The sequence below is a fragment of the Providencia sp. genome (assembly GCF_052096715.1).
GTDB lineage: Bacteria > Pseudomonadota > Gammaproteobacteria > Enterobacterales > Enterobacteriaceae > Providencia.
This window is the reverse complement of the sequence record NZ_JBQDNB010000034.1, coordinates 33,758-45,744: the sequence shown is the minus strand read 5'-3', so window position 1 is coordinate 45,744 and position 11,987 is coordinate 33,758. Positions and strand designations below refer to the sequence as shown.

The 11,987-nt window shown below is 40.8% G+C and carries 11 protein-coding genes, 1 pseudogene and 1 riboswitch; of the genes and pseudogenes, 5 read left to right on the top strand and 7 right to left on the bottom strand.

Annotated elements, in window-relative coordinates; genetic code table 11:
* Positions 1–417: 417 nt before the first annotated feature.
* Together ACTH6U_RS19085 and rhlE are read right to left on the bottom strand one after the other, a co-directional pair.
* Positions 418–708: pseudogene (locus tag ACTH6U_RS19085) on the bottom strand (tRNA-dihydrouridine synthase); the annotation flags it as partial.
* The gene (gene rhlE / locus ACTH6U_RS19080) at positions 708–2,075 is read right to left on the bottom strand and encodes an ATP-dependent RNA helicase RhlE (protein WP_434720106.1); all 1,368 of its coding nucleotides are present in this window, start codon (positions 2,073–2,075) and stop codon (positions 708–710) included. The pseudogene ACTH6U_RS19085 and the gene rhlE, both read right to left, overlap by 1 nt.
* Before the next feature lie 285 nt (positions 2,076–2,360).
* On the opposite strand from rhlE, the gene cecR reads away from it, so the two are divergent.
* From cecR to ACTH6U_RS19055, 5 genes are all read left to right on the top strand, one after another.
* Positions 2,361–3,059, top strand: coding sequence for a transcriptional regulator CecR (gene cecR / locus ACTH6U_RS19075; RefSeq protein ID WP_434720107.1), 699 nt, complete (start codon positions 2,361–2,363; stop codon positions 3,057–3,059).
* A 93-nt stretch (positions 3,060–3,152) separates the two neighbouring features.
* Positions 3,153–4,148: a secretion protein HlyD gene (hlyD, locus tag ACTH6U_RS19070; RefSeq protein ID WP_441832909.1), complete on the top strand. Its 996-nt coding sequence runs from the start codon at positions 3,153–3,155 to the stop codon at positions 4,146–4,148.
* Positions 4,149–4,157: 9 nt separating this feature from the next.
* The gene (locus ACTH6U_RS19065; protein ID WP_336428913.1) at positions 4,158–5,897 is read left to right on the top strand and encodes an ATP-binding cassette domain-containing protein; all 1,740 of its coding nucleotides are present in this window, start codon (positions 4,158–4,160) and stop codon (positions 5,895–5,897) included.
* Complete coding sequence (locus ACTH6U_RS19060) at positions 5,894–7,033, top strand: ABC transporter permease (protein ID WP_336428916.1); 1,140 nt, start codon at positions 5,894–5,896, stop codon at positions 7,031–7,033. Before ACTH6U_RS19065 ends, ACTH6U_RS19060 begins: the two co-directional genes overlap by 4 nt.
* 9 nt (positions 7,034–7,042) lie before the next feature.
* Positions 7,043–8,149 carry an ABC transporter permease gene (locus tag ACTH6U_RS19055; protein ID WP_294103332.1) on the top strand — a complete coding sequence of 369 codons (1,107 nt, stop codon included), beginning with the start codon at positions 7,043–7,045 and terminating at the stop codon, positions 8,147–8,149.
* A 211-nt stretch (positions 8,150–8,360) separates the two neighbouring features.
* On the opposite strand, the gene ACTH6U_RS19050 is transcribed toward ACTH6U_RS19055, so the two are convergent.
* The 5 genes from ACTH6U_RS19050 to moaA all read right to left on the bottom strand — a co-directional run bounded on the left by ACTH6U_RS19050 (position 8,361) and on the right by moaA (position 11,384).
* On the bottom strand, positions 8,361–9,068 hold the full coding sequence (locus tag ACTH6U_RS19050) for a Bax inhibitor-1/YccA family protein (RefSeq protein WP_294103261.1): 708 nt from the start codon (positions 9,066–9,068) through the stop codon (positions 8,361–8,363).
* Between the two features lie 132 nt (positions 9,069–9,200).
* Entirely contained in the window at positions 9,201–9,653 is a 453-nt protein-coding gene (gene moaE / locus ACTH6U_RS19045) for a molybdopterin synthase catalytic subunit MoaE (RefSeq protein ID WP_294350789.1), read from the bottom strand.
* A 3-nt stretch (positions 9,654–9,656) separates the two neighbouring features.
* A complete protein-coding gene (gene moaD, locus ACTH6U_RS19040; protein WP_294103265.1) occupies positions 9,657–9,902 on the bottom strand; it encodes a molybdopterin synthase sulfur carrier subunit in 246 nt (81 codons plus the stop codon).
* Positions 9,902–10,378 carry a cyclic pyranopterin monophosphate synthase MoaC gene (moaC, locus tag ACTH6U_RS19035; protein ID WP_336428921.1) on the bottom strand — a complete coding sequence of 159 codons (477 nt, stop codon included), beginning with the start codon at positions 10,376–10,378 and terminating at the stop codon, positions 9,902–9,904. The genes moaD and moaC overlap by 1 nt, the downstream gene beginning before the upstream one ends.
* Positions 10,379–10,403: 25 nt before the next feature.
* Entirely contained in the window at positions 10,404–11,384 is a 981-nt protein-coding gene (gene moaA, locus ACTH6U_RS19030) for a GTP 3',8-cyclase MoaA (RefSeq protein WP_294103268.1), read from the bottom strand.
* Positions 11,374–11,514: riboswitch (molybdenum cofactor riboswitch) on the bottom strand. It overlaps the preceding gene by 11 nt.
* Positions 11,515–11,987: the final 473 nt, after the last annotated feature.

The following is an 11,987-nucleotide window of genomic DNA, read 5'->3' as shown; positions in this document are numbered from 1 at the left end:
CGATTGTATTGGGAAAACTCTAAAACGGTGACCAATTTTTGTTGACCACTTCAGAATATCTAATTCTTATGAGGAGATGGCAGAAAGCCCTCCGACTTAAGAGCTCTACATTGGGCAAGAGCATTCCATTAGCATTTTGCTAGGCACAAACGAGCTCAGAAACGTACAAATGGAACTAGGGGCACAGCCCTTGCAGAAGAGTAACGTTTAGTTGGAAGATTTACCCCAGAGCGCAGGTAACTGAGATGCTTATGTTTTAACGGTAAGCACAGTGACAAATAGGACATTTTAGATTAAAGATAAAATACAATATTGATTAATAGCGAGTTTTTGGGAGGAAATATGCGCGCCTCCTTATTCTGTCATCAAAATATGATAAAAATAAAGTTTATGTTTATCCTACATAAACTTTGTCCATCCACAATTCAGATCGACGCCCCAAGAGCCTAATTCAACGGCTCTATTTGCATTTTCGGCTAACCATTGGGGGTGCTGCCCTAACAACTGCACCCTAACTAAAGTTCCTGATGGCGTACGACTTTGATTACGTAATTCGGGGCACAAACGATAAAAGGTTTTAGCTGGAAGTAACGTATCTACTACACGAACAAATTCAGTAATGCAGAGGTCATAATCATTGACCTCTGTGAGCAATGAACGAACGAGTGAGTCTAAAACCCCTTCCATAGGGGCTAGTAGCACACGCATTAACCTTCACCACGTCCTTGTCTTACTTTGCTTTGTGCATTTCTCCAAGGTGAACCTGATGACTCAGATTTTCCTTTTGCAGCTGGCGCGCTAGAACGACGAGGTCTGTTACTACCTTTATCGCCTCTATCACTTCCACCTCTGTCACTGCGCTCACTAGGACGTCTATCAGATGAACGTCTGTCATTGCGCTGCGGTGATTTTTGAATAGGTTCAGCTTTAATTGAAGGATCTGGCTCATAACCTTCAGTTGTCATTAGCGGAATTGATTTTTTCAATAGTTTTTCAATATCTTTGAGAAGTTTAATTTCATCGACACAAACTAAAGAAACCGCCATACCCGTTGCATCTGCGCGACCAGTACGACCAATACGGTGAACATAATCTTCTGCCACATTCGGTAATTCATAGTTCACAACATGAGGAAGTTGTTCAATATCAATACCACGCGCAGCAATATCAGTAGCAACTAAAACGCGAATATCACCCGATTTAAAATCAGCAAGTGCACGAGTACGCGCGCCCTGACTTTTATTACCATGGATAGCCGCAGCTTTAATACCATCTTTATTAAGATGTTCAGCAAGGCGGTTAGCACCATGCTTAGTACGCGTAAACACTAAAACTTGCTGCCAATTATCGCGGCCGATCATGAATGATAAAAGATCTGCTTTACGTTTTTTATCAACAAGATGTACATATTGTGTCACTTGTTCTGACGCTGAATTACGTGGCGCCACTTCAATGGTCACAGGGTTAGTTAGCAATTTATTGGCGAGCTGTTTAATGTCGTCAGAGAAAGTTGCTGAGAAAAGTAAATTTTGACGCTTTTTAGGGAGTTTACTAATAACACGACGGATATCGTGAATAAAACCCATATCTAACATGCGATCAGCTTCATCAAGCACAAGAATTTCAACTTGAGATAGGTCAACTGCATTTTGATGCTCTAAATCGAGTAAGCGTCCAGGTGTTGCAATCAAAATCTCAACGCCACTGCGCAATTTCATCATCTGCGGATTAATACTTACCCCGCCAAAAATAACCATTGAGCGGATTTTCAAATGACGGCTGTATTCTTTTACATTTTCAGCAACTTGAGCTGCCAATTCCCTTGTAGGTGTTAGGATCAACGCCCGAACGGGTCTACGATTGTTCCCACGCGGGGTTTCAATGAGTTTTTGTAAAATAGGCAACGTAAAGCCTGCGGTTTTACCCGTACCTGTTTGAGCGCTTGCTAACAGGTCTTTACCTGCAAGCACTGCAGGAATAGCTTGTTGTTGAATAGGTGTAGGACTTTCGTAGCCTAACTCATTAATGGCAAGCAAAATTTCCTCGTTTAAAGCGAGGTCTGAAAAATTAGTCAAATTAAATTACTCCGGGCTTCACCGTATCAAATTATTGAGGCAGTTCTAAGGGGAAGTGAATCAGAAGAAGAAAAAAGCGCAAACTGCCGTGCGACATGTCTAAATTCTAACATTATTTGATGACGATAAATATATTAATTTAGTTTGCCTCACAAATTAATATAAAATGCCCTTCATATGGTATATATACTTATATGACACTATGAGTTGTCGTTTTCTATCCCTTATAAAAATGAAAAGCCGCTTAGAGCCTATTTGGGTGTTATTTAATTCTGATTTAAAGGAATGTTTATGATTATAAATTCATCGTCAACTTTGCGAGGAGAGAATGCGAGACAACAACTACTTCTCGCAGCTGCTGATGTTTATGGAGAAAAAGGACTTGATGGGGCGACTACACGCCAAATAGCACAAGTTTCTGGTCAAAATATCGCAGCAATTTCATATTATTTTGGTTCGAAGGAAGGCCTTTACCTTGCTGTTGCACAGATGATTGCCAGTAACGTCAAAGAAAGCTTCTATGAAACGTTTAACCTGATAGATAATTTTCTTAACCAACCTGCTGAGGCTCAAACACCTCAAAAAGCCCTTGAGCTATTACAAAAAACCGTTATTGCTTATAATTACTTTCAGTTGGAGAAAAAAAACCTCAGTTTTTCGCGAATATTAGCACGTGAACAGCTGAATCCAACAGAAGCCTACACCATCATCCATGAACAAGCTTTAGGCCCAATACACTCGCGTTTAAATCATCTAATCGCCACTTATATCGGCGCAGATCCCCATAATTTAACTACGTTAATCCATACCCATGCCATTCTTGGCGAAACGCTTTCATTTCGTATTGCACGGGAAACATTACTCAGACAAACGGGTTGGAAACATATTAATGAGAATGAATTTGAAATTATTAATCAAGTTCTTATCGAACATACAAATATCTTATTAGAGGGGTTACGTCATCGCAAACAAGCAGAAAAGTGATATGATAAATAGATAAAGAAAAGTAATACTTTTAGGTTATAACTAACTCAGTATAACTTTTTTATCATTTTATCCTCTTGAGTAAGGTTAGCTATGAACAATAAACGTCGTTCTGTTTTTATTCTTCTTATTGTCATATTAATCGGTGTTGCTGTGGGTGGTTATTACTACTACCAATCTAAGCAAGATAAAACATTAACCTTATACGGAAATGTTGATGTCAGAACCGTTAACCTTGGTTTTCGAGTAGGGGGAAGGCTCGCGTCTTTGAATGTAGATGAAGGCGCGCGCGTGACCGCAGGGGATAAGCTTGGCAAACTTGATGATGCCTCTTACATCAATGCGCTTAATAAAGCGAAAGGCATTCGAGATAGCGCTAAAGCGCAACTAGCTTTAAAAGAAGCGGGTTATCGAACTCAAGAAATTGCTCAAGCAGAAGCGGAAGTTGCTCAAAAACAAGCGGCTTGGCAATATGCTGATAATTTTTATAAACGCCAGCAAGGCCTTGCAGCTCAGCGCGTTATTTCAGCTAATGATTTAGACAATGCAAAAAATAGTCGTAATCAAACCCTCGCTGCCCTGAAAGCCGCACAAGATAAACTCAATCAATATCAAAGTGGATTTCGCCAAGAAGAGATTGCCGCAGCAAGAGGTGAATGGCTACAAGCTGAAGCCGCTGTTGCACAAGCTGAACTTGATTTGCAAGATACAACACTCACTGCGCCATCAGATGGCACTATTTTAACCCGCGCTATTGAACCCGGTACCATTGTTGGTGCAGGCAACACGGTATTTAGTGTTACCCTAATCCACCCGGTATGGGTTCGAGCCTATATCAGCGAGCCTAATCTTGGTGTCGCCGTCCCCGGTAGTGATGTGTTGCTATATACCGATAGCAGACCCGATTCTCCTTACCACGGGAAAATAGGTTTTGTTTCCCCTACTGCTGAATTCACGCCTAAAAGCGTACAAACACCTGATTTACGTACTGATTTGGTATACCGTTTACGTATTATCGTGAGCGATCCTGATGACGCTCTGCGTCAGGGTATGCCCGTCACCGTCCGTTTTCCTGAAACAAAACAGTAAATGCTTGTCATGAATAATGATTACAACATACGCCTTCAGGGTATTGAAAAAACATTTTCAGGTCTAGATTCACCGGCAGTCGAGAGCTTAACGACTGAAATTCATGGTGGCTCAGTCACGGGGCTCGTGGGCCCCGACGGCGCAGGTAAAACAACGCTAATAAGAATGCTAGCTGGATTGTTAAAACCTGATTCCGGCACAATCAGTCTAATGGGTTTAGATCCCATCAAAGACAGTATTGAAGTGCGGGCAAACTTGGGCTATATGCCACAAAAGTTTGGTTTATACGAAGATTTAACCGTGCAAGAGAATCTCGATTTATATGCAGATTTACGTGGTGTTATTGGTGATGAACGCAAAAAAACCTATCAACAATTACTGACATTTACCAATCTGACCGATTTTACCTCTCGTCTTGCGGGTAAACTCTCAGGCGGTATGAAACAAAAACTGGGGTTAGCCTGTACATTACTAGGCAAGCCTAAGGTATTGCTGCTCGATGAGCCGGGAGTAGGAGTCGATCCCATCGCTCGTCGTGAATTATGGCAAATGGTGCATACCCTTGCTGATGATGGCATGTTGATCCTCTGGAGCACCTCTTACCTAGATGAAGCTCAGCAATGTAAAGAAGTTCTGCTACTCAACAAGGGGAAGTTACTGTATTCAGGAAAACCTGAATTACTGACTCAAAAAATGGTTGGACGATCATTCTTACTCGACGTCCCTGCCACACAAAAACGCACTCAACTACAAAATGCATTAGTATTACCTGAAACTACCGATGGCGTAATTCAAGGTCGCTACATCCGTTTGATCTTAAAACCTAATGCTTCACAACAAAATTTACTTAATGCGCTCAATATGGGCGACCAAAAACTAATTGAAGCAGAGCCACGCTTTGAAGATGCGTTTATTGACTTACTTGGCGGTGGCCCATCACATCGTTCAGAGCTGGCTTCTATTGTCCCGCAAATCCCACCAAATCCGAATGAAACCGTCATTGAAGCTCGCAATCTCACTAAAAAATTTGGTAATTTTGCCGCCACTGATACGGTTAATTTTCAAGTCAAACGCGGTGAGATTTTTGGCTTGTTAGGCCCTAATGGTGCAGGGAAATCAACCACATTTAAAATGATGTGTGGCCTAATGAAACCAACTGAAGGACAAGCTTTGGTATTAGGAATGGATTTAAAAACCAGTTCAAATAAAGCACGTCAGCATTTAGGTTATATGGCGCAAAAATTCTCGTTATATGGCAACTTAAAAGTGAAGCAAAACCTAAAGTTTTTTTCTGGCGTTTATGGCCTTCACCACAAAAAGCAATCAACTAAAATGCAAGAGATGATAGATGCATTTAGTTTCACGCCAATTATTAATCAAATCACAGATTCATTACCTTTAGGTTATAAACAACGCCTCGCTCTTGCCTGTTCGTTGATGCATGAACCCGATATTTTGTTTCTTGATGAGCCCACTTCGGGAGTTGACCCACTAACTCGTAGAGAATTTTGGTTACATATTAATGGGATGGTCGATAAAGGCGTCACTGTGATGGTAACCACTCACTTTATGGATGAAGCTGAATATTGCGATCGTATTGGTTTGGTATATCACGGTAAAATTATTGCCGCAGGCACCCCCGATGAACTAAAACAACAAGTTGCCAGCGCTGAAAATCCTAATCCTTCAATGGAAGATGCCTTCATAGAGCTTATCTTTAATTATGATCAACAACAGGGGGAACGATGACCGCAGCAGCCTCCCATTTTTCGTGGCGCAGACTCAAAGCTCTGTGCTTTAAAGAAACTAAACAAATCGTTCGCGATCCGAGCAGTGCACTAATCGCTGTTGTGATTCCACTCATGCTGCTGTTCATTTTTGGCTATGGTATCAATCTAGATTCGAGCAAACTGCGCGTGGGTATTTTAATGGACCAACAAAGCCAAGAAGCGCGGGAACTCGTCGATGCGTTTACTGGCTCGCCTTTTATTGATGCAACTATCAGTGATAACCGCCAGCTTTTAGCCAATAAAATGCAAGCAGGAGAAATTCGCGGGATCGTTGTTATTCCTGTCAATTTTTCCGCTCAGCTATTGCGCTCAGAAGGCCATGCGCCGATTCAAGTCATCACTGACGGTAGCGAACCAAATACAGCAAACTTTGTGCAAGCGTACACCAAAGGGGTTTGGCATACTTGGTTAGTTCAACAAGGAGAAAATAAAGGTTATGCAACAGACCCATTAATTGAATTAAATATGCGCTATTGGTTTAACGAGGCTGCAATTAGCCAGCATTTCATTATCCCAGGCGCGATTAGTATTATCATGACAGTTGTAGGTGCAATTTTGACCTCCCTAGTGATTGCTCGTGAATGGGAACGTGGCACCATGGAAGCGTTATTATCGACGCAAATCACCCGCACTGAACTACTGTTATCTAAGCTATTGCCTTATCAGTTACTTGGTTCATTTGTTATGATCCTATGCATGTTCGTCACCACGTTTGTTCTGGATATCCCCTATCGAGGCTCATTGGTTATCTTATTTGTGATCACCAGTCTCTATCTTGCTACGGCATTAGGGATGGGGTTATTGATTTCGACGATCACCCGAAACCAATTCAATGCCGCTATGATAGCGCTGAATGCGGCCTTTTTACCTGCCATCATGTTATCGGGTTTTATTTTTGAAATTGATAGTATGCCTGCCATCATTCAAGCTGTTACTTACTTCATTCCTGCGCGATATTTTGTCAGTAGCTTGCAAACACTATTTCTCGCCGGCGATATCTATCTCGTGTTACTCACTGATTTTCTTTTATTGATTGCTTCGGCAATTCTATTTATTGGTCTAACGGCGCTTAAAACCCGTCGTCGACTGGATTGAGGTGAAACTATGTTTTATCGTCTATACACCTTAATTATGAAAGAGTTGCAATCTTTGTTGCAAGAACCACAAACGCGGATTATTTTAATTTTGCCCGTTATTTTTCAGATGATTTTATTTCCGCTAGCGGCAACATTAGAAGTCACCAATACCACGATTGCAATTTATGACCAAGACAGTGGCCAACATTCTATTGAGCTTACCCAGCGATTAGCCAAAGCTAGTGCATTTTCTCATATCTTGTTACTGAAAAGTGAACACGACATTCGCGAGACGCTCGATAACCGTAAAGCGCTGTTAGTAGTGCGTTTCGATCAAAACTTTAGCGCTGATATTGCGAGCCAGCACAAAGCTAACATGATGCTATTGTTAGATGGACGAAATTCAAATAGCTCTCAGATAGCCGCTAACTATATTGAACAAATTGTCATGCAATATGAGCAGGAGCTCACACAAGGTCAGCCTCGCCCCAACAATAGTGAATTGGTTGTTCGCAATTGGTACAACCCAAATTTAGATTATAAATGGTTCATCGTACCCTCATTAGTCGCATTAATTACAACCATTGGTGTACTTATTGTCACCTCTCTTTCTATTGCCAGAGAGCGTGAGCAAGGCACACTAGACCAATTGTTAGTTTCGCCTCTGACCACTTGGCAAATTTTTATTGGCAAAGCCATTCCTGCATTGATAGTCGCAACGGCGCAAGCAACACTGGTCCTCGTCATCGGTATTTTTTGTTATGAAATTCCCTTTGCAGGTTCATTGCTACTATTTTATGGCACGATGCTATTTTACGGCTTATCGTTGGTTGGCTTTGGTTTATTAATATCTGCGTTATGTTCCACGCAGCAACAGGCATTTATTGGGGTGTTTGTCTTTATGATGCCTGCCGTCCTGTTATCGGGCTATATTTCTCCTATTGAGAATATGCCTGTTTGGCTACAAGATATTACTTGGATAAATCCGATTCGGCACTTTACAGATATTACTAAACAAATTTATCTAAAAGATGCTGATTTTTCAGTAATTTTCCATAGCTTATGGCCACTACTTATTATTGCGTTAGTCACAAGTAATGTAGCGTACTATTTATTTAGAAAGAAAATCGCATAAACCATTAGGTTAGATGAATCGCTCAAGGCTGTTTATTTAGAAAAAAATCGCATAAACCATTAGGTTAGATGAGTCGCTCAAGGCTGTTTACTTCACTAATAATCTCACAATTAATTATTAGCTTATTATTTTTCAAGCTTTAATTAGCACAAAAGCCCTTGTGACTCACATCACAAGGGCTTTTAATTATTTATACTGTACTAATCGCTAATTAGCGACGGTCACCGAAAATACGCAGCAACATCAGGAACAGGTTAATGAAGTCTAAATACAGAGATAATGCACCCATAATTGAGTATTTACGCATTGTTTCTCTATCATTTTCATCAATTTGTGAACCCATTTCTTTCAACTTCTGAGTATCATAAGCAGTTAATGCAGCAAACAGCAGCACACCACCATAAGTGATAACCCAGTACATCATTGAACTTTGCAGCCAGATATTAACCAGTGAAGCGACAACGATACCAATCAATGCCATAAACAGAAAGTTACCCATTCCTGTTAGGCTGCGTTTAGTGGTATAGCCGTAGAAGCTAAGCGCACCAAACATCACCGCAGTGATGACAAAGGTGCCCGCGACAGATTCACCGGTATAAACAGCGAGAATAACGGAGATAGTTAAACCGGTTAGCAATGCATAAAGCATAAACATACCGGTTGCCATCATGCCATTCATTCTTGGAAGTAAGAATGACAAACCCATCACTAAGCCAAGCTCAGCGATGATCATGCCAAAAAACAAAATTTTATTCGTTGCGATGGTAATGTACAAACCACTGCTCAATGAATACATAGCTACAAATGCAGTCAACAGTAAACCGACTGTCATCCAGCCGTATACTTGTGACATAAATGCCTGAACGCCAGTGTTGGCACCCTGGACAAGAGAATCATTACGTTGATCAAACTGACCCATGATGGTTACCCTTTAAGAAAAAGAAAAAAGACCCAGTAAAAATACTGTAATCGGACAAATTATAGCAAAGTTTATCACAATACTTTCACAATACATTCAGCAAATTCGTATTTTTTAGGGGAAAAAATGCGATTACCAGCGCTTTGCTGATGCTTCATCACTCTCTTTCGCTTCAACCCAGCGTTCATTTTCTGGCAATGCTTCTTTTTTCCAAAAAGGTGCTTTTGTTTTTAAGTAATCCATAATGAATTCAGCAGATTGAAATGCAGCATCGCGATGAGCACTGGTCACCCCCACAAATACAATCTCTTCACCCGGTTGTAATGTACCGACTCGATGAATAACACTCACGCGCTGCAAAGGCCAACGCCCTCTTGCTTCTTCAACAATATTATTTAACGCTTTCTCGGTCATTCCTGGATAATGCTCAAGTGTCAACGCTGCCACACTGTCACCAAGGTTATGATTACGCACTTTTCCTGTAAACGTGACAACGGCGCCGTCACTATCGCACTGTGCTAACCACTGGTATTGCTCACCAACACTGAAATTATCCGTTTGTACCGCAATATGAGTATTGTTCATAACTTAGCCCCCAGTGACGGGTGGAAAAAATGCCACCTCATCACCTGAAACCAATGAATGTTCCAGTGAAACAAATGATTGATTGACAGCTGCGAGTAATTTTCCGTCTTCTAAAGCAAGCGCCCAACGATCGCCTTTTAGTGATAGTGCTTGGCGTAATTCTTCAACCGTTTGATAATTTTCAGTCAGCTCCAAACGATCTGTGCCGACTAATTCACGCACTTGAGCAAAAAATAAAACTGTAATCATCATTCCGCCTTAAAATGTCCAGACTTACCGCCGGTTTTTTCAAGTAAGCGCACTGGACCAATAACCATATCTTTTTGAACAGCTTTACACATATCATAGATAGTTAATGCCGCCACAGAGGCCGCCGTAAGCGCTTCCATTTCAACACCCGTTTTACCCGTTAAACGACAACAGGTATCAATGCGTACACGGTTATGTTCTTGTTCAGCTGTAAGAGTCACTTCAACTTTAGTCAATAATAGGGGATGACATAAAGGGATCAGTTGCCACGTGTTTTTTGCAGCTTGGATTCCGGCAATACGCGCTGTCGCAAAAACATCACCTTTATGGTGACTGCCATCGACTATCATTGCTAACGTTTCTGGGTTCATGGTGACATACGCTTGCGCTCGCGCCTCACGGATAGTTTCAGCTTTTGCAGAAACATCAACCATATGGGCCTCGCCCGACGCATTAAGGTGAGTCAGCTGGGACATATTTTCTCCTGAAAATCAAAAATGGTTAGCCGCCAATGACGGATAAATTTGGGGTAATGCCACTATCGCCCATATGTAAAAAATGGGTCTCACGTTTAGATTTCAATCCACTTTGAAGACGCGCTTTTAACGCTTCATTTTGATTATCATCGCCAAGCAAATCACGCAGTGGAATACCATTCTCACCGAATAAGCATAAATGCAGATTTCCCAAAGAGGAAACACGTAGGCGATTACAACTTTGGCAAAAATCTTTTTCGTACGGCATGATAAGCCCGATTTCGCCTTGATAATCAGGATGGCTAAAGACTTGGGCAGGGCCATCGCTACGAGAGCGTGGCTGCATATACCACCCCTCTTCAATTAAGCGATCGCGAATGGTTTCACCTGATACATGGTAACGTTGAAATAGATCACTTCCATCACCCGTTTCCATTAATTCAATAAAACGTAATTGAATTGGGCGATGTTTAATCCAATTTAGGAATGACTTCAACCCAATATCATTGACATTCTTCATCAATACCGCATTAACTTTAACTTTTTCAAAACCTGCCTCAAAAGCAGCATCAATCCCTTTCATCACTTGAAAAAATTTATCTTGTCCTGTGATCGCAGCAAATTGACGTGGATCGAGGCTATCAAGGCTAACGTTAATTGCACTAAGCCCTGCGTCTTTCCACTCTTTAACATCTCGCGCCATACGATAGCCATTGGTTGTTACCGCTATTTTTTTAATTGCTTTGTTTTCATTAATTGCGGCAATAATATCGCTAAAGTCTTTACGCATCGTTGGCTCACCACCCGTAATACGGACTTTTTCCGTACCTAATTCAGCAAAAGAACGACTAATGCGACGAATTTCATCGAGTGTTAAGAATTCATGGCGGCCACTTGGTTTATAGCCATCAGGGAGGCAATATGTGCAACGAAAGTTGCAAACATCTGTTATAGAGAGACGAAGATAATAGAATTTACGGTCAAATTGATCGACAAGCTGTTGCATAATCACACCTTTCCAAATACGGGAGATGCAGACATTTCTATCTCGCACCCTGGTGGCTCATAGACCACGGCCAGAGCATCATATTCGGGCTACCGAACTTAGACACAAAGGCTAGGAGTTTTATTGAGAACCCAGCAGTCGATTAAATTCATATCATTAAATTTAAAACAACCCACTACGTTCACTTATTAACTGTAAGGATTCTAGCGTATAGAAAAATAAAAAGCGAATCGCAATTCGATATATAATATAATATACAACGACTTACAGGAATTATAACATAGTGGCCGAAGCCCTTATTATCACAGACAATTTTCGATTAATTTATGAATAGAAAGTAGAGTTAGATAAGAAATAGATCGTAGTTTGTTAATATTTAATTATCAATTTATTGATATAGATCTAAAACGAAACACTCATCACCTCATCTTATTGTTTATATTGTAAATATTTAAGTTAAGCTCAATAAGCTATATTAATAAAGCGGTGGGTAAGCATTTAATATCAAAACGTCTTTTCTTTTAAAATAAGAAAAAAATTATAACCAACAAAGTACTCTAAATAATTTGTGTTGTGACTAGGCGGCAAAGGAGCTAGACCCTA